Below are 18504 nucleotides of genomic sequence, written 5' to 3' on the forward strand. Positions count from 1 at the left end.
AAGCGATATCAACGCTTAACCCGGCATCGGCATTCAACCCGGCGTCAGCGCCTCGTCCCGCAGGCCGCGCCACACCCGGATCGCCTGCGCCGTTTCGAACACGTCATGGACCCGCAGCAGCTGCACGCCTGCCCTCGCCCCCGTCATCGCCAGGGTGATCGATCCGCCCAGCCGCTGCTCCACCGGCGCCTCGTTCGAAAGCGCGCCGATCGTCCGCTTGCGGCTCGCGCCGAGCAGGATCGGCAGGCCGAGGCCATGATAGAGCGCCAGCCCGTTGAGGATCGCCAGATTGTGGCGGAGCGACTTGCCAAAGCCGATGCCGGGATCGACGATGATGCGCTCGCGCGCCACACCGGCCGCCACCGCCGCGGCGATGCGCTGCTCGAGCCAGTCATAGACGTCGAGCAGGGCATCGCGGTAGCGCGGATCCTGCTGCATCGTCGTCGGGTTGCCCTGGAAATGCATCAGCACCACCGGGCAGGTCGAGGCCGCGGCGACGCGCAGCGCCTCGTCGTCCCAGGTCAGCGCGGCGACGTCGTTGATCAGGTGCGCGCCGGCGGCGAGCCCGGCCGCCATCACCGCGCCCTTGCGGGTGTCCAGCGAGAGCGCGACGCCGGCATGGCGCAGCCTTTCCAGCACCGGCACGACCCGCGCGATCTCGTCGCCCTCCCACACCGTCTTGGCGCCGGGCCGGGTCGACTCTCCACCGATGTCGATGATCGCGGCGCCCGCCTCGGCCATGCCGACCGCCCGCGCCGCCGCCTCGGCCGGATCGGCGGCCAGCCCCTTGCCGTCCGAGAAACTGTCCGGCGTGACGTTCAAGATGCCCATCACCTGCGGCTGATCGAGCCGCACGGTGCGCGCGCCCAGCGTCAGCGCGGCACGCGGCGCCACGATCCGATCGAGCTGGAGCCGGGCCATGCTCGCCTGCGGTTCGGGCAGGCTGGCGACGAAATCCTCGACCCGCTCGACCGGGATCAGCGCGCTGTCGAAGCGGCCCGACGCATCGGCCGCGATCGCCTCGACCATCGCGAACCAGATCAGTCCGCCGGCCAGCCGCATCGTCTGCCCGTCATAGCCGAACGGCGCATCGACGAAGCCGGTGGGGCGCAGATAGATTTTGGCGGAGCGTCCGCGGCGGGCGATTTCTGCGGAGATCATAGGCGGCGGTCTCCGGCTCTGAACAGGGGGCGGGGCGATCGATAGGACATGACCGCCATCTCTACCCGATCGCGCGTCATTACCCACCCCCCAACCGGCCGGAGGGGGCCGGCGGCGAACGAGGCGGGGCGGCTATGCGGCCGGCTGCATCGCCAGCCATTGCTGGCGCAGCGCATCGATCGGATCGAGCCGTCCTTCCCGCTCGATATGCCAGAAGGTCCAGCCGTTGCAGGACGGCGCGCCCTGCAATTCGGCGCCGAGCTTGTGGATCGAGCCCGACGCGGCATCGCAGGACAGCGAGCTGTCGGCGCGCACGCTGGCCTGCCAGCGCCGCTTGGAATCCATCAGCACCGCGCCCGGCGGGATCATCCCGGCCTCGACCAGCGCGCCGAACGGCACCCGCGGCGCCGCGCGCTTGGTGACCATCACCTGCATCGCGCTCTCGTCGAGCGGCAGAGCGGCGGCGATCCGCTCGCGCGCGACGCGGATGTAGCGGGGCTCGCGCTCGATCCCGATCCAGTGACGGCCGAGGCGCTTGGCGACCGCGCCGGTCGTGCCGGTGCCGAAGAAGGGATCGAGCACGACGTCGCCCTTCTTGGTGGTGGCGAGCAGCACGCGATAGAGCAATGCCTCGGGCTTCTGCGTCGGATGCGCCTTGGCGCCGCTGTCGTCCTTCAGCCGCTCGCCGCCCGAGCAGATCGGGAAGGTCCAGTCGCTGCGCATCTGGAGCTCGTCGTTGAGCGCCTTCATCGCCTGATAGTTGAAGGTGTAGCGCGCGCCCTCGGACTTCGACGCCCAGATCAGCGTCTCATGGGCGTTGGTGAAGCGCGTGCCCTTGAAATTGGGCATCGGATTGGCCTTGCGCCAGACGATGTCGTTGAGGATCCAGAAGCCCTCGTCCTGGATCGCGGCGCCGACGCGGAAGATGTTGTGGTAGCTGCCGATCACCCAGATCGTGCCATTGTCCTTCAGGATGCGGCGCGCCTGCGCCAGCCAGGCCTGGGTGAAGCGATCATAGCTCGCATAGCTGTCGAACTTGTCCCAGTCGTCGTCGACCGCATCGACCTGGCTGCCGTCGGGACGGAACAGGTCGCCGCCGAGCTGGAGATTATAGGGCGGATCGGCGAAGATGCAGTCGACCGACTTGTCGGGCAGCTGCGACATCGCATGGATGCAGTCATCGCGCAGGATCTGGTCGAGCGGCAGCACGCCGGCATCCGCCCGCGCCCGCGCGACCCGTGATCTCGTCCCTGTATCGACCTGCTGCATGACCCGCCCCGACTGTCTCTGAGGCGCTTCAAATGAGTCCCCGCGACTCGCCGGTCAAGCAAAAAACTCAGGATTCCCGGCGAGTCGCGGCGGCACATCGGCGAGAACGAAACAGGCCCCACACCGCATATGGAGTCGGCGCATCGCGTCGGACTCAACCCATGGTGGTGTCACCCAAAAGACTCGGTCAGACCGTAAGGCACAATTGCGCGACCGGCGCGAAGCTGCGGCGGTGATGCGGGGTCGCGCCGAACGCGATCAGCGCCGCCTTGTGGGCCGGGGTGCCGTAGCCCTTGTTCTGCCGCCAGCCATAATCGGGATGCTCGGCGTCGAGCGCATGCATGATCCGATCGCGCGTCACCTTGGCGACGATGGAGGCCGCCGCGATCGAACGGGACAGGGCATCGCCCGACACGATCGCGCGCGCCGGGTAGCGCCATTTGGGCAGGGCATTGCCATCGACCAGCACCATCCCCGGCTCGACCCCGAGCGCGTCGACCGCGCGCCGCATCGCCAGCATGGTGGCCTGGTAGATGTTGATCCGGTCGATATCCTCGACATCCACGATGCCGACGCCCCAGCCCGCCGTGGCGACGATCTTGGCATAGAGCGCTTCGCGGGCCGCCTCGCCCAGCTTCTTGGAGTCATCGATGCCGGACGGCACATGCCGCCGATCGAGGATCACCGCCGCCGCCACCACCGGGCCGGCCAGCGGCCCCCGCCCGGCCTCGTCGACACCAGCGCAAGGTGCGGGATGCTCCTGTTCAAAACGAAAACTCGGCAACATAAGAAACTCGTTAGACCAAAGTAGAAACCACAGAAGAAAACAATCCACATCTTTGCGGATACCCGCAATCGACAGCGCGTTAACTTCGCGATAATCGAAATCCATGTATGAAGGTCTCGATCAGGGCGACAACCTGGGACCAAGCGAGGATCTGGAGATGGTGCGCAAGGAAACCGACGTAATGCCCCGTTCGCTCGCGCTGACGATGATGGTCGGCGTCGTGTTCGGCTGCAGCTTCTGGACGGCCATACTCGCCCTCGTCATTCGATAAGCGTCATACGGCCAGCAACAGCCGATCATCCAGCCGCCGACCATCCCACGGCGCGCCGATCGCCCTGCCGCGCCATCCTGCCATATCATGACGCGTCGCGTCGGCCGGGCATCGCCGAAAGCCCGGCGATCGGCCCGCCCCTCCGCTTCGGCCTCCGCCCCGGCAAGCGCTAAGCGGAGACGTGCTCAAATCGCCTGCTTCTTCAACCTCGCGGCGTAGCTTTTGCGGAACTTCTGGAGCTTCGGCGCGACCACCGCCACGCAATAGGCATTTTCCGATCCCTGCCGCTCGAAATATTCCTGATGATAATCCTCGGCGGGATACCAGGGGGCTTCGGCCTCGATGGTGGTGACCACCGGATTTTCATGATCCGCCTGCGCGCGCTCGATCGCGGCGCGCGCCGAGGCTGCCTGCTCGGGCGAATGCGGGAAGATCGCCGATCGGTACTGGCTGCCGATATCGTTACCCTGCCGGTTCAGCTGGCTCGGATCATGGATGTGGAAGAAGATGTCGAGCAGTTCGTCGTAGGAGATTTCCTCGGACTCGAAGCTGATCTTCACCGCCTCCGCATGGCCGGTATCCCCTCCGCAGACCTGCTTGTAGCTGGGGCTTTCGACATGGCCACCGGTATAGCCGCTTTCCACCGCCGAGACTCCGACGACATCGTCGAACACCGCCTCGACGCACCAGAAGCAGCCCCCGGCGAGCGTCGCGATTTGCTGGGTCATGTCGTTACTCCGCGAAAGTCATGGGAGGCCGTGGGGGCCGATGGGAATTGGGCGGCAATGTCGTATCGCCGCCATCGCTTTTCAACGCCCTTGTGCGCACGGGAGTGGCGCGCCGGAAGCCGACGCGTGAACTAACGGAAATCCTTCGCCGAATTGACGAAGCCTTTACGGCCTGCGGCTATGCCACCGGACCATGGACGCACGCATCGCCGAACTCCGCTCCGCCACGGGCCAGGCCGATGCGCTCCCGCAATCGATCGTGGTGGTCGGCCTGGGCTATGTCGGCCTGCCGCTTGCGGTGGCGCTGGCGAAGAGCTTCCCGACCGTCGGGTTCGACATCGATGGCAGCCGGATCGCCGAACTGGAAAAGGGGCATGACCGCACCGACGAGATCGACCAGACCCGCCTCGCCGCCTCCGACCTGCGCTATGCCTCGAAGCCGGAAGCCTGCGCGCCGGCCGATGTCTATATCGTCACCGTCCCGACCCCGGTGGACGAACGCAACCGCCCGGATCTGCGCGCGCTGCTCGCGGCGTCCGAAACCGTCGGCCGGATGCTCGACGGCACCCGCCGCCCGCTCGTCATCTTCGAGAGCACGGTCTATCCCGGCGTGACCGAGGAATTGTGCGTGCCCGCGATGGAGCGGGTGTCGGGGCTGATCTGGAAGCAGGATTTCGTCGTCGGCTATTCGCCGGAGCGCATCAACCCCGGCGACCGCGAGCACACCGTCGACCGGATCGTGAAGGTCGTCTCCGGCGACTGCCCCGACACCACCGATCGCGTCGCCAACATCTACGAGCGCGTCACCACCGGCGGCACCTTCCGCGCCGCCTCGATCAAGGCGGCCGAGGGCGCCAAGGCGATCGAGAACGCCCAGCGCGACGTCAACATCGCCTTCATGAACGAGGTGACCCGGATCTTCTCCAAGCTCGACGTCAGCATCTGGGACGTGATCGACGCGGCGAAGACGAAATGGAACTTCCTGCCCTTCACCCCCGGCCTAGTCGGCGGCCACTGCATCGGCGTCGACCCTTATTATCTGTCCCACCGCGCGATCGAACTGGGCCACCTGCCGGAAGTCATCCCCGCCGCCCGCTCGGTCAATGACGACATGGCGCGCTGGATCGCCGACACGTTGCACCTCACACTCAAGCGCCGCGCGCTCCGCGTGCTGATCCTCGGCGTCACCTTCAAGGAGGACGTGCCCGATCTGCGCAACTCCAAGGTCGGCGATATCGTCAAGCGCTTCTGGTTTCACGGCCATTCGGTGACGGTCCACGATCCGCTGGCCGATCCGGCCGAGGCCGAGCGCGATTATGGCGTGCATCTCGATCCCGAGGCGCTCGACCAGCGCTATGATCTCGTCGTCTCGGCGGTCGCGCATCGCCATTATCGCGACATGGACGACGCCACGCTGGCCGCGCTGGTGGAGGAAGATGGCCTGTTCGCCGATGTGAAGGGCGTGTTCCGGGGCCGGGATTTCGGCCGCAAGCTCTGGACGCTCTGAGCGCGCCCGAACCAGCGACTTAGCCCGCCCGCAGCAAGCCCACCGCCGCATCGCGCTCGAACAGATAGAGCAGGGTCCGCGCCGCGATGCCGCGCGGCGCTTCCAGCCCGCCGTCGCGATCGGTGAGCAGGCGGGCGTCGGCATGGGCGGTCGGGATCAGCGCCGTCGTCTGCACCACGTCGGCCAAGCGGGCGCCCTGCTCGCCCGACTGACGGGTGCCGAGGATCTCGCCGCCGCCGCGCAGCTCCAGATCCTTTTCGGCGATCAGGAAGCCGTCATTGGTGTCGCGCATCAAGGCGAGGCGCGCGCGCGACGTCTCGCTGAGCGCCGATCCGCGAAGCAGCAGGCAGCGCGAATGCTGGCTGCCCCGCCCGACCCGCCCGCGCAACTGGTGCAACTGGGCGAGGCCGAAGCGCTCGGCCGCCTCGATCACGATCAGCGTCGCGTTGGGCACGTCGACGCCGACCTCGATCACCGTCGTCGCGACCAGCACCGAGATCGCATTCTGCTGGAAGGCGGCCATCACCGCATCCTTGTCCGGCCCCTTCATGCGGCCATGGACCAGCCCCACGCGATCGCCGAAGCGCAGCGCCAGCGCCGCCGCGCGCGCCTCGGCGGCGGCATCGTCGCCGCTCTCGCTCTCCTCGACCAGCGGGCACACCCAATAGGCCTGGCCGCCGGCTGCGACATGACGACCGAGCCCCGCGACCACCTCGTCCATCCGCTCGACCGCGATCACGCGGGTCTCGATCGGCTGGCGGCCCGGCGGCATCTCGTCCAGCCGGCTGACGTCCATCTCGCCATGGCTGGCGAGCAGCAGGGTGCGCGGGATCGGCGTCGCGGTCATCACCAGCAGGTGCGGCGGATGCGCGCCCTTCGACGCCAGCATCAGCCGCTGGGCGACGCCGAAGCGGTGCTGCTCGTCCACCACCACCAGCCCGAGCGCCTTGTAGCTCACCGTGTCCTGGAAGATCGCGTGGGTGCCGATCAGGATGTCGATCGATCCGTCCGCCAGCCCCATCAGCGTCGACTCGCGGAGCTTGCCCTTCTCGCGGCCGGTGAGGATGGCGACGTTGAGCCCGAGCGGCGACAGCTGGCGTTGCAGCGTGGCGAGATGCTGGCGAGCCAGGATCTCGGTCGGCGCCAGCAGCGCGCCCTGTGCGCCCGCCTCCACCGCCGCGATCAGCGCCATCGTCGCCACCAGGGTCTTGCCGGCGCCGACATCGCCCTGGAGCAGGCGCAGCATCGGCGTCTCCTGCACCATGTCGCCCTCGATCTCGGCGATCGCGCGGGCCTGCGCCCCGGTCGGCGCATAGGGCAGATCGAGCTTCGCCCGCAGCCGCCCGTCGCCGACCAGCGCCCGGCCCTTGCGGCGGCGGGTCGAGGCGCGGACCAGCATCAGGGCGAGCTGGTTGGCGAACACCTCGTCATAGGCCAGCCGCTCGCGCGCCTTCTCGTCGGCCGGATCGCCATGGGCGCGCTCCAGCGCCTCGGCGAAGCCCGGCCAGCCCTTGCTCGCCACCAGGCTCGGTTCGATCCACTCGGGCAGCCCCGGCACCCGCTCGAGCGCCTGCGCGACCAGCTGCCCCAGTCGCTTGGAGGTGATGCCGGCGGACAGCGGATAGACCGGCTCCCGCTCCACGATCTCGGCGGCTTCCGCCAGCGGCACCGATTCCGGGCGGACGATCTGAAGTTCCGGCCCGTAGAGATCGAGCCGACCCGCCACGACCCGCGGCTCATCGAGCGGGAATTGCTTGCGCGCCCAGCCCGATTTGCCGCCGAAGAAAACGAGGCTCACGGCATTCCCCTCGCCATCCACCGCCTGCACCCGGAACGGCCCGCGCGGAGAGGAGGAGCCCCGGTAGGAGACCGCCGTCAGCGTGACGATCACGCCCCGCCCGGCATCAGCCTCATCGAGTCGATCGACCTTGCGCCGCTCGACGACGCCCGTCGGCAGATGGAACAGCAGATCGACGACGCGCGCGATGCCGAGCTTCGCCAGCGGCTTGGCCAGCGTCGGGCCGATGCCCTTCAGCACTTCGACCTCGGCGAACAATGGATTGAGGATATCGGGTCGCATCACTAGATGGGCCTCTACCACAGCCGACGCGCGCGGAAAGCGCCCGCCGGCATTTCGTCATTTCGGAGTCCCCGTGGATCGCGATCATATCCTCAAGCGCCTGAGCTTCCGCGCCTGGCACCGCGGCACGCGCGAGGCCGATTATCTGATTGGCGGCTTCTTCGATGCGCGCTCCGCCGGCTGGTCCGATGACGAGATCGTCTGGTTCGAGCGCCTGCTGGACGAAGACGATGTCGATGTGATGGCCTGGGCGATCGGCACCCAGCCGGTGCCCGAGGCGTTTGCCGGGCCGATGATGCAGGCGATGCAGGGGCTGGATTATATCCCCAACCCCGGCACCGACAATTTCCGTTCGCATTGATGGCGGCCACTCACATTCCTGACCATTTCCCGTTCGTCCTGAGCCTGTCGAAGGACGTGCGACACGCGCCGCGCCTGAGGCACGCACTTCGACAGGCTCAGTGCGAACGGAAATCGGCATTCCTGATACGAACGGTGCAGCCTTGACCGATAACCTCTCCCGCATCCTCAAGGCCGAGCAGCCGCTCACCCTCTCGGCAGTGCCGCAGGGTTTCCTGCCCTGGCTGCTGGCGGACCTCGCCCGTGCCGGCGCGGGCAAGAGCCAGGGCGCGCGCGCCGTGTTCATCGCGGCGGACGATGTGCAGATGCGCGCGGTGGCCGATGCCGCCGGCTATTTCGCGCCCGAACTGGCCGTGCTCGCCTATCCGGCGTGGGATTGCCTGCCTTATGATCGCGCCTCGCCGTCGCTGCGCGCCTCGGCCGAGCGGTTGGCGACTTTGCACGCGCTCCAGAAGCCGGCGAAAGGCCCCGAGTTGCTGGTCACGACGGTCAACGCCGCGACCCAGCGCACGCTGACCCCGTTCCGCATCCGCCAGCTCGTCGCCAAGCTTGCGCCCGGCGAGCGGATCGATCGCGACAAGCTCGGCGCGCTGTTGCAGGCCAATGGCTATGTCCGCACCGATACCGTCGCCGATCCGGGCGAATATGCGGTGCGCGGCGGGCTGGTCGATCTGTGGCCGTCGGGCGAGACGATGGCGTTGCGGCTGGATTTCTTCGGCGACGAGATCGAGAGCGTCCGCCAGTTCGATCCCTCCGACCAACGCACTGTCGGCCGGCTCGACGGCTTCACGTTGCTCCCGGCCTCCGAGGCGCTGCTCGACGAGGACAGCATCAAGCGCTTCCGCTCGGGCTATCGCGAGCGCTTCGGCGCCACCGCCACCGGCGATCCGCTCTACCAGGCGGTGAGCGACGGCCGCCGCCTCGCCGGCATGGAGCATTGGCTGCCGCTGTTCGAGGAGAAGCTCGCGACGCTGTTCGATCATCTCGCCGCCGAGGACGTGATCGTCCGCGATGCCGGTGCGCCGGGCGCCGCCGAGGGCCGCTTCGAATCGATCGCCGATTATCACGAGAACCGGGTGCGGGCGCAGAAGTCCGATCCCGGCAGCTATCGGCCGCTCTCCACCGGCTCGCTCTACCTCGCCGTCGAGGAGTGGGACCGGCAGGTCGCCCACCGGCCGCTCCACATCGCCACTCCGTTCCGCGAGCCCGAGAGCGCGACCGTGCTCGACTTCGATGTGGACGGCCCGCGCGATTTCACGCCCGAGCGAACCGCGCAGGAGAATGTCTACGAGGCGGTCGCCGCGCACAGCCGCAAGCTGCATCGCGACAAGAAGAAGCTGATCCTCGCCAGCTACTCCAGGGGATCGCGCGAGCGGCTGGCCGGGTTGCTCGCCGATCACGGCCTCGATCATCTCGCCCTGGCCGACAGCTGGCAGGAAGGCCTCGGCCTCGCCAAGGCGACCGCCAAGGGCGCCGTCGCGCTCTGCGTGCTGCCGCTCGATCACGGTTTCACCACCCCCGATGTCGCGGTGCTCACCGAGCAGGACATGCTCGGCGATCGCCTCGTCCGTCGCCAGCGCCGCAAGAAATCGGCCGATGCCTTCATGCAGGAGCTGGCGACGCTCACGCCGGGCGATCTGGTGGTCCATGCCGATCACGGCATCGGCCGCTACGAGGGGCTGACCTCGATCCCGGTCGGCCAGGCGCCGCATGATTGCGTGCAGCTCACCTATGCGGGCGGCGACAAGCTGTTCGTGCCGGTCGAGAATATGGACGTGCTGTCGCGCTACGGATCGGACAGCGACGGGGTCGGGCTCGACAAGCTCGGCGGCGTCGCCTGGCAGGCCCGCAAGGCGCGGATGAAGGAGCGCATCCGCGAGATCGCCGGCGAGCTGATGGCCACCGCCGCCGCCCGCGCGCTGCGCCCCGCCGAGGTGCTGGAGCCGGACACCGCCTATCCGGAGTTCGTCAACCGGTTCCCCTATGAGGAGACCGAGGACCAGGATCGCGCCATCGCCGACGCGATCGAGGATCTCTCCGCGGGCAAGCCGATGGACCGCCTGATCGTCGGCGATGTCGGCTTCGGCAAGACCGAGGTGGCGTTGCGCGCGGCGTTCGTCGCGGCGATGGCGGGGCACCAGGTCGCGGTGGTGTGCCCGACGACGTTGCTCGCCCGCCAGCATTTCAACAATTTCGCCGCGCGCTTCGAGGGCTTCCCGCTCAAAGTCGGCCGCCTCTCCCGCCTCGTCGGCACCGCCGAGGCCAAGGCGACGCGCGAGGGCCTCGCCGACGGCACGATCGACGTGGTGGTCGGCACCCATGCGGTGTTCGCCAAGAGCATCGAGTTCAAGCGGCTCGGCCTCGTCATCGTCGACGAGGAGCAGCGCTTCGGCGTCACCCACAAGGAGCGGCTGAAGGCGATGAAGGCGGACGTCCACGTCCTCACCCTCACCGCCACGCCGATCCCGCGCACGCTCCAGATGGCAATGTCGGGCCTGCGCGAGCTGTCGGTGATCCAGACCCCGCCGGTCGATCGCCTCGCGGTGCGCACCTATGTGATGCCGTGGGATCCGGTGGTGCTGCGCGAGGCGCTGCTGCGCGAGCATTATCGCGGCGGCCAGGCCTATTTCGTCGCGCCCAAGATCAAGGATCTGCCCGACATCGAGAAATTCCTGCGCGAGGAGGTGCCCGAAGTCAGCTTCGTCACCGCGCACGGCCAGATGTCGGCGACCGAGGTCGAGGAGCGGATGTCCGCCTTCTACGATCGCAAATATGACGTACTGCTGTCGACCACGATCGTGGAGAGCGGGCTCGACATTCCGAGCGCCAACACCATCATCCTGCATCGCGCCGATCGCTTCGGCCTCGCCCAGCTCTACCAGCTGCGCGGGCGGGTCGGCCGTTCCAAGACGCGCGCCTACGCCTATTTCACCACCCCGCCGGGCCGGATCACCACCGAGGGCGCGGAGAAACGCCTCCAGGTGCTCGCCAATCTCGACAGCCTCGGCGCGGGCTTCCAGCTCGCCAGCCACGATCTCGACATCCGCGGCGCCGGCAATCTCGTCGGCGACGAGCAATCGGGCCATATCAAGGAGGTCGGCTTCGAGCTCTACCAGTCGATGCTGGAGGAGGCGATCATCATCGCCAAGGCCGGCGGCACCGACATCCCGGAGGCGCAGCAGGATTTCTCGCCGCAGATCACCGTCGACGCGCCGATCCTCATCCCCGAGGATTATGTCCTCGATCTCGATCTGCGCATGGGTCTCTATCGCCGCATCAACGAGATCGACGACAAGGCCGGCATCGAGGCGTTCGCCGCCGAGATGATCGATCGCTTCGGGCCACTGCCCGATGCCACGCGCAACCTGATCGACGTGATCGCGATCAAGATGGACTGCAAGAAGGCACGGATCGCCAAGCTCGACGTCGGCCCCAAGGGCGCGCTGGTGACCTTCGCGGAGGGGGGCTTCCCCCATGTGCCGGGGCTGTTCGCCTATATCGAACGGCTGAAGGAGACGGCGAAGCTCCGCCCCGACAGCAAGCTGGTCATCACCCGCGCCTGGGGCGATCCCAAGGCGCGGCTGCACGGCGCGAGCCAGCTGGCCAAGGGGCTGGCCAAGGCGGCGGGGTAAATCTCACCCCCGCCCCCGTGCTCCGGCGCACACGTCTGCCCCCTTGCCACCGGCCCCCTTGCCACCGCCCCCGCTTGCCGCGAAAGCAATCGGATCGTCACCGAGCCTTCAGGAACTGCCCATGTCCATCCTCTCCGACCGCTGGATCCGCGAACAGGCGCAGGCGCATGGCATGATCGAGCCGTTCGTCGAGGCACAGCGTCGCGAGGGCTGCATCAGCTACGGCCTGTCCAGCTACGGCTATGACGCGCGTGTGGCCGACGAGTTCAAGATCTTCACCAACATCGACAGCGCGGTGGTCGATCCCAAGGATTTCTCCTCGAACAGCTTCGTCGATCGCAAGACCGATTGCTGCATCATCCCGCCCAACAGCTTCGCGCTGGCCCGCACCGTCGAATATTTCCGGGTGCCGCGCGACGTGCTGGTGATCTGCCTCGGCAAGTCGACCTATGCACGTTGCGGGATCATCGTGAACGTCACCCCGCTCGAACCCGAGTGGGAGGGTCATGTCACGCTGGAATTCTCCAACACCACCCCGCTGCCGGCCAAGATCTACGCCAATGAGGGCGCCTGTCAGTTCCTCTTCCTCAAGGGCAACGAACCCTGCGAGACGAGCTATGCCGATCGCGCCGGCAAATATATGGGCCAGCGCGGGGTGACATTGCCGAGGCTGTAACGCCTCCCCTCCCTTTCAGGGAGGGGGATTACGCGGCCTCGGCGGTCTCCGGCTTGCGCTCGACGAACTCCCGCCACAGCATCACCAGCACCGCCATCGTCGCCGGCCCGACGAACAGGCCGAGCAGGCCGAGCGTCTCGACCCCGCCCAATATGCCGAGCAGCACCCACAGGAAGGGCAGCCGCGTCGCGCCGCCGATCAGCACCGGCCGGATGAAGTGATCGGCCACGCCGACCACCGCGAAGCCGATGACATTGACCAGGATCACGCCGGTGATCGAGCCCTGGGTGAGCAGCGCCAACGCCGCGATCTCGAACATCACCGCCGCGCCGAACGGGATCATCGCGGCAATGGCGGTGGCGATGCCGAGCAGGATCGGGTGCGGCACGCCGAGCAGCACATAGGCCACCGTCATCACCGCGCCCTCGCCGAAGCCGACCAGCACCAGCCCGTCGATCGTGCCGCGCACCGATTGCGCGACCTGGTTGCCGATCCGCTCGCCGGAGGGGCCGAACAGCCGCTGGCTCGCGGTGCGCAGCTGCGCGACGATCATCTCGCTGTCGCGCAGGATGAAGAACAGGGCGATCAGCGTGAAGGCGAAGATCACGCTCGAATGGACCACGATCCTGCCGACCATCTGGGTGTGACTGAACAATTGGCGGCGATCGAACCGCGCCAGCTCGGCCTGCGTCGCCTCGGGCGTGGCGAGATGCTGCTGCCACCAGTTGACCGCGCTATCCCGCTCGAACGGCAGCGAATACAGCCATTGCGGCACCGGGATGCCACTGTCGCGGGCGGTGGTGAACCAGTTGGTCAGATCGCGGATTTCGGCAATCGCGCGAAACAGGCCGAGGCCGACCGGAATGACCACGACCAGGCCGATGGCGAGCGTGAAGATCGCGGGCAGGATCGCGCCACGCCGGAATCGCGGCCAGCGCCGGCAGGCGCGTTCATACAAGGGCGAAAAGGCCATCGCCAGAATCGCCGCCCACAGCAACGCCGGCAGGAAGCCATGGATCAGCCACACGCCCAGCGCGACCAGCGCGAACGCCAGGATCAGCCGCGCGCGCCGATGCGAGGGCAAGGCTTCCTTCGTCGGCAGACCTTCATTCAACAGAACCTCGCCCGTCACGCTTATCGCCTCCCTTGATGCCGGATATTGCCCGGCCGTCCTCTTCGCCCTGCCACCCGAGCGCCATCGCGCCGACCGTCGCGGCGAACCGTCCGATGCGACGGCATGTGATTGGCGCCTTCGGGCAGCTCGAAGCGTAACGCACCGCTCGCGACATTGGCCTCGACCAGCCGCAGCGTGATGCGCTGGCCGATCGTGTAGCGCTCGCCGCTCTCCTCGCCGATCAGGCTGCGCGAGGGTTCGTCATGGTGGAAACGCTCGGCACCGAGCGTCGAGACCGGGACCAGCCCGTCGCCGCCCAGCCCCTCCACCGTGGCGAAGAAGCCGAAGCTCTGCACGCCGGTGATCCGCGTCTCGACCAGTTCGCCGACGCGGGTGGAGAGATAGGCGGCGACATAGCGATCGATCGTCTCGCGCTCGGCCTGCATCGCGCGGCGCTCGGCCTGACTGATCTGCTCGCCGAGATCCTGCATCCGGGCGGCATCCTCGCTGCCGAGCTTGGTCGCATCGGCGGCGGGGGAGAGCTTGTAGGCGCCGACCAGCGCGCGGTGGACGAGCAGATCGGCATAGCGCCGGATCGGCGAGGTGAAGTGGGCATAGCTGCCCAACGCGAGGCCGAAATGACCGATATTGTTGGGCGAATAGACCGCCTGCATCTGGGTGCGCAGCACCTGGGTCATGATCTCGGGCCGCTCGATCCGATCCTCGATCAGGTCGAGGATGTGGTTGAAGGTCTTCGGCCGTATCACCTGGCCGAGCGCGAGCGGGACGTCGAAGGTGGCGAGATACTCCTTGAGCGCGGTCAGCTTCTCGCGGCTTGGCGTCTCGTGGATGCGGTACATCACCGGCGCCTGCTTCTTCTCCAGCGCCTTGGCGGCCGCGACATTGGCGGCGATCATATAATCCTCGACCAGCCGGTGCGCGTCGAGCCGCTCGCGCGGCGCGACCGAGGCGATGCGGCCCTTCTCGTCCAGCATCACCCGTTGTTCGGGGAGATCGAGCTCCAGCGGCTCGCGCTTGTCCCGGGCGGCCTGAAGCGCCGCCCAGCAGCCCCAGAGCGGCGCCAGCACCGCGTCGCCGCCGGCATCATAGCGCGCCTGCGCGTCCTCATAGGCGATCACCGCCGCGATGCGGACCAGCGCGCGGGTGAAGCGGAAGGCGATGATGTCGCCCTTGGCGTCGATCGTGAGGTGGCAGGCGAGCGCCGCGCGATCCGCCCCCTCGCCGAGCGAGCAGACCTCGGCCGACAGGATCTCCGGCAGCATCGGCACGACCCGATCGGGGAAATAGACGCTGTTGCCGCGCTTGCGCGCCTCGCGATCGAGCGGGGTGCCGGGGCGGACATAATAAGAGACGTCGGCGATCGCGACGATCGCCTGCCAGCCGCCCGCATTCTTGGGGTCTTCGTCCGGCGCGGCCCAGATCGCGTCGTCATGATCGCGGGCATCGGCCGGATCGATCGCGACGATCGGCAGGTGCCGCAGATCCTCGCGGCCCTCGCCGAGCGCCTGCTGTGCCGAGGCCTCCGCGCCTTCCAGCACCGCATCCGAGAACACATCCGGTATGCCGAACTTGTGGATCGCGATCAGGCTGAAGCTGCGCGGCGCGAACGGATCGCCCAGCCGATCGGTGACCCGCGCGGTGATCCGCGGCGGCCGCCCGGCCTTCTCGGCGAGCACGAGATCGCCGACATCGGCATCACCGACATCCGAGATCGGCAGGTCGTAGCGCTCGCGCCGGTCGACCGGCTTGAGCCACAATTTGTCGCCTTCCTTGTGGACGACGCCGAGCAGTTGCTCCTCGCCCTTGGCGAGCTTCTTGAGCGGATGGGCGACATGGCCCTTCCCCGCCTCCTCGGTGCGCGCGAGGATGCGATCGCCGATGCCGAGCGCCGATTGGCGGCGGCCGCGCTCCATCACCCGCAAGCGCGGCGGCGGTACGCCCTCGGCTACCCAATTCTCCGGCACCGCGATCACATTGTCGCCGTCGATGTCGACGATGCGCAGCACCGTCACCTTGGGCACCCCGCCCATCTTGTGGAAGGCACGGCCGGGGCCGCCATCGATCAGCCCCTCGTCGGCCATGTCCTTGAGCAGGGCCTTGAGGCGGATCTTCTCATTCCCCTTCAAGCCGAAGGCGCGCGCGATTTCCCGCTTGCCGGCAGGCTGGTCGCTTTCGCTGATGAAGCGGAGGATCTGGTCGCGGCTGGGCAGGCCGGGGACGATGGTGGGTTTGGGCATGGCGGAGAAGCCTAGACGTCCCCGCGCCCCGCGTCACCTATGGGCAAGCGAAGCCTGAACGGGTATCGTCAGTTCCGGATGGGGGCAAACCCCACCGCTAACGACAGGAGGTAATGGATGCGTCTTCTCGCACTCGCCGCCGCCGCGACTTTGGTCGTCGCCGGCATCTCGGCCTCGCCCGCCGCCGCACGCCCCGGCTACCACCATGGCCACGGCCATGGCTGGCATCACGGCCAGCGCCGCCGCGTCTGCCGCACGGTCTGGCTTCACCATCATCGCGTGCGCCGCTGCACCTGGCGCTGACGCCCGCGAGGCGCCGTTCGGTCAGCGACCGAGCGGCGTCCACGCCTCGTCTTCGGGCAGCGGCGCGAAGATCGTATCGATCATGTGATCGGTGACCGCCTCCGGCGTCGCCGGATTCCATACCGGCCGGTTGTCCCGATCGACCAGCAGGGCGCGCACGCCCTCGGCGAAATCCGGCCGCTGGCAGACATGGGTGGCGATCCCGAACTCGGCCCGCATCTCGTCGGCGAAATCCATCCGTTCCCGCCCGTTCAGCACCAGCCGCAGGCTGACCTTGCAGGATTGCGGCGATTTCCTGCGCAGCGTCGCCAGCGTCGATTCCGCCCATGGCGACCGATCGCCTTCGAGCGCCGCCAGCACATCCTCGAACCGATCATGCGCGAACAGCGCGTCGATCTGCGGCCGGCGATCGAGCAGCCCTGCGGATGGCGGCGCCACCGATGCTTCCTCGAGCAGCCGCGCAGCCTCCTGCGGCTGTGCGGCGAGCGCCTGCTTGAGCGCGGGCAGCGCCGCGGACGGGACATAATGGGTGGCGAGGCCGAGCGCGAAGACCTCCGCCCCATCGAGCCGCGCCCCGGTCAGCGCCAGATATTCGCCCATCGCGCCGGGCAGCCGCGACAGATACCAGCCGCCGCCCACATCAGGAAACAGGCCGATCCCGGTTTCGGGCATCGCGAACAATGTGTTCTCGGTGGCGACGCGATAGCGGCACGGCTGCGATATGCCGACGCCGCCGCCCATCGTCACCCCGTCCATGAAGGCGACGGTCGGCTTGGCGTAGGTGAACAGCAGGTGGTTGAGGCGATATTCCTCATGGAAGAAGGCGCGCGCGGCGACCGCATCGGTGGAGGCCTGCACCACGTCACCGCCCGCGCAGAAGCCGCGCCCCTCGGCATGATCGATCAGCACGATCTCGACCGCCGGGTCGGCACGCCATGCCTGCAACGCCGCGATCATCGCGCCGCACATGGGCAGCGTCAGCGCATGGATCGCGCGCGGGCGGTTGAGCCGCAGCCGGCCGGCCTTGCCGTCGACCATGGTCAGCAGTTCGTCGGTCATGCCATGCGCCTCCGCAGATCGGCGACGCAGCGTTCCGCCGTGCGCCCGTCCCAATGATCCGGCCTTGCCCGCTCGGATCGCGGTTGCGCCAGCGCCTCGTCGAGCGCCGCGACCAGGTTCGAGGCGTTGACCAGCCGGTTTGTGCCCTGCGTGATCGTGATCGGTCGCTCGGTATTCTCGCGCAGCGTCAGGCACGGGATGCCGAGATAGGTGGTTTCCTCCTGGATGCCGCCCGAATCGGTGATCGCCGCGCTCGCGCCTGCCACCAGGCTCATGAAGCGTACATAAGGCAGCGGGCCAACCAGCAGCACGCCACCCGCCGCCAGCGCCGCATCCAGCCCCTCGGCCTTGAGCTTCTGCGCGGTACGCGGGTGGACCGGGAAGACCAGCGGCAGCCGCGTCTGCACCGCGAGCAGCGCCGCGACCAGATGGGTCAGCGTCTCCGGATCGTCGACGTTCGACGGGCGATGCAGCGTCACCACGCCATAGCCCTCCGGCAGGCCCAGCGCCGCCGGCTCGGCAGTCGCCTCGATCTTCGGGCGGACCATCTCGAAACTGTCGAGCATGATGTTGCCGACATTGGTGATCCGATCCGGCGAGCAGCCCTCGGACAGGAGGTTCTCGTCGCCGTCGGGCGATGGCGTCCACAGCACATCAGCAATGGCATCGACCGCGAGGCGGTTGATCTCCTCGGGCATGGCGCGATCGCGGCTGCGCAGCCCGGCCTCCAGATGCACGGTCGGGATACGCAGCTTGGCGCCGACCAGCCCGCAGGCCAGCGTCGAATTGACGTCGCCGACGATGATCAGCCAGTCGGGCCGTTCCGCCTGGGCGATCTTCTCATAGGCGATCATGACGTTGCCGGTCTGCTCGGCATGGCTGCCCGATCCGACGCCGAGATGATGATCGGGCTGCGGCAGCGACAGGTCGGCGAAGATCGCATCCGACATGTTGGCATCGTAATGCTGGCCGGTGTGGATCAGCACCGGCTCGAAATCCGGCGCGGCGGTGAGCGCGTGCCAGAGCGGCGCCACCTTCATGAAATTGGGGCGGGCGGCGGCGATCAGGTGGACGCGGGCTGGCTTGGTCATGCCAGCAAGTTTAGCCGCAAGCTGTGACATTGCCACTCTCTTCGGGTTGGACGAGGCAACCCACCCGGCTTGTCGAGCCAGCCCTCACCTCGCCGTTTATCCTGTGCTGTCCTCTCCGTTCGTCCTGAGCGAAGTCGAAGGACGTGCGGCAAGCGCCGCACTCGGGGCACGTCGTCCGACAGGCTCAGGACGAACGGGGTGAGTGTGT

At 67.9% G+C, this 18504-nt stretch carries 15 protein-coding genes; 6 read left to right on the forward strand and 9 right to left on the reverse strand.

Annotated elements, in window-relative coordinates:
- Nucleotides 1-33 precede the first annotated feature (33 nt).
- The 3 genes from folP to PBT88_RS13165 all read right to left on the reverse strand — a co-directional run bounded on the left by folP (nt 34) and on the right by PBT88_RS13165 (nt 3217).
- Nucleotides 34-1161, reverse strand: a complete 1128-nt coding sequence (folP, locus tag PBT88_RS13155; RefSeq protein ID WP_270075792.1) for a dihydropteroate synthase — start codon at nt 1159-1161, stop codon at nt 34-36.
- Nucleotides 1162-1293: 132 nt separating this feature from the next.
- The gene (locus tag PBT88_RS13160) at nt 1294-2430 is read right to left on the reverse strand and encodes a site-specific DNA-methyltransferase (protein ID WP_270075793.1); all 1137 of its coding nucleotides are present in this window, start codon (nt 2428-2430) and stop codon (nt 1294-1296) included.
- Nucleotides 2431-2617: 187 nt separating this feature from the next.
- A complete protein-coding gene (locus PBT88_RS13165; protein ID WP_270075794.1) occupies nt 2618-3217 on the reverse strand; it encodes a ribonuclease HII in 600 nt (199 codons plus the stop codon).
- Between the two features lie 103 nt (nt 3218-3320).
- Here PBT88_RS13165 and PBT88_RS13170 point away from each other — a divergent pair, with 103 nt between their 5' ends.
- Nucleotides 3321-3488, forward strand: a complete 168-nt coding sequence (locus tag PBT88_RS13170) for a hypothetical protein (protein WP_270075795.1) — start codon at nt 3321-3323, stop codon at nt 3486-3488.
- Nucleotides 3489-3673: 185 nt separating this feature from the next.
- Here PBT88_RS13170 and msrA read toward each other — a convergent pair whose 3' ends face one another.
- Nucleotides 3674-4216, reverse strand: a complete 543-nt coding sequence (msrA, locus tag PBT88_RS13175; RefSeq protein WP_270075796.1) for a peptide-methionine (S)-S-oxide reductase MsrA — start codon at nt 4214-4216, stop codon at nt 3674-3676.
- A gap of 193 nt (nt 4217-4409) precedes the next feature.
- On the opposite strand from msrA, the gene PBT88_RS13180 reads away from it, so the two are divergent.
- Nucleotides 4410-5723: a nucleotide sugar dehydrogenase gene (locus PBT88_RS13180; protein ID WP_270075797.1), complete on the forward strand. Its 1314-nt coding sequence runs from the start codon at nt 4410-4412 to the stop codon at nt 5721-5723.
- A gap of 19 nt (nt 5724-5742) precedes the next feature.
- Here PBT88_RS13180 and recG read toward each other — a convergent pair whose 3' ends face one another.
- On the reverse strand, nt 5743-7803 hold the full coding sequence (recG, locus tag PBT88_RS13185; protein ID WP_270075798.1) for an ATP-dependent DNA helicase RecG: 2061 nt from the start codon (nt 7801-7803) through the stop codon (nt 5743-5745).
- A gap of 73 nt (nt 7804-7876) precedes the next feature.
- Between recG and PBT88_RS13190 the strand changes: the two genes are divergently transcribed.
- The 3 genes from PBT88_RS13190 (at nt 7877) to dcd (ending at nt 12471) form a co-directional block, all read left to right on the forward strand.
- Nucleotides 7877-8164 carry an FAD assembly factor SdhE gene (locus PBT88_RS13190; protein WP_270075799.1) on the forward strand — a complete coding sequence of 96 codons (288 nt, stop codon included), beginning with the start codon at nt 7877-7879 and terminating at the stop codon, nt 8162-8164.
- A 142-nt stretch (nt 8165-8306) separates the two neighbouring features.
- Complete coding sequence (gene mfd / locus PBT88_RS13195) at nt 8307-11795, forward strand: transcription-repair coupling factor (RefSeq protein WP_270075800.1); 3489 nt, start codon at nt 8307-8309, stop codon at nt 11793-11795.
- A gap of 121 nt (nt 11796-11916) precedes the next feature.
- Nucleotides 11917-12471 carry a dCTP deaminase gene (dcd, locus tag PBT88_RS13200; protein ID WP_270075801.1) on the forward strand — a complete coding sequence of 185 codons (555 nt, stop codon included), beginning with the start codon at nt 11917-11919 and terminating at the stop codon, nt 12469-12471.
- 28 nt (nt 12472-12499) lie between these two features.
- On the opposite strand, the gene PBT88_RS13205 is transcribed toward dcd, so the two are convergent.
- On the reverse strand, nt 12500-13603 hold the full coding sequence (locus PBT88_RS13205; RefSeq protein WP_270075802.1) for an AI-2E family transporter: 1104 nt from the start codon (nt 13601-13603) through the stop codon (nt 12500-12502).
- Between the two features lie 2 nt (nt 13604-13605).
- Nucleotides 13606-15843, reverse strand: coding sequence for a ribonuclease R family protein (locus tag PBT88_RS13210; RefSeq protein WP_270075803.1), 2238 nt, complete (start codon nt 15841-15843; stop codon nt 13606-13608).
- 117 nt (nt 15844-15960) lie between these two features.
- Between PBT88_RS13210 and PBT88_RS13215 the strand changes: the two genes are divergently transcribed.
- Complete coding sequence (locus PBT88_RS13215) at nt 15961-16146, forward strand: hypothetical protein (protein WP_270075804.1); 186 nt, start codon at nt 15961-15963, stop codon at nt 16144-16146.
- 21 nt (nt 16147-16167) lie between these two features.
- Here PBT88_RS13215 and PBT88_RS13220 read toward each other — a convergent pair whose 3' ends face one another.
- Together PBT88_RS13220 and wecB are read right to left on the reverse strand one after the other, a co-directional pair.
- Complete coding sequence (locus PBT88_RS13220) at nt 16168-17205, reverse strand: enoyl-CoA hydratase/isomerase family protein (RefSeq protein WP_270075805.1); 1038 nt, start codon at nt 17203-17205, stop codon at nt 16168-16170.
- Nucleotides 17202-18296 (reverse strand): non-hydrolyzing UDP-N-acetylglucosamine 2-epimerase, encoded by a 1095-nt coding sequence (gene wecB / locus PBT88_RS13225; RefSeq protein WP_270075806.1) that lies wholly within the window; start codon nt 18294-18296, stop codon nt 17202-17204. The genes PBT88_RS13220 and wecB overlap by 4 nt, the downstream gene beginning before the upstream one ends.
- Nucleotides 18297-18504 lie beyond the last annotated feature (208 nt).

The organism is Sphingomonas abietis (assembly GCF_027625475.1).
Classification (GTDB): Bacteria; Pseudomonadota; Alphaproteobacteria; order Sphingomonadales; family Sphingomonadaceae; genus Solisphingomonas; species Solisphingomonas abietis.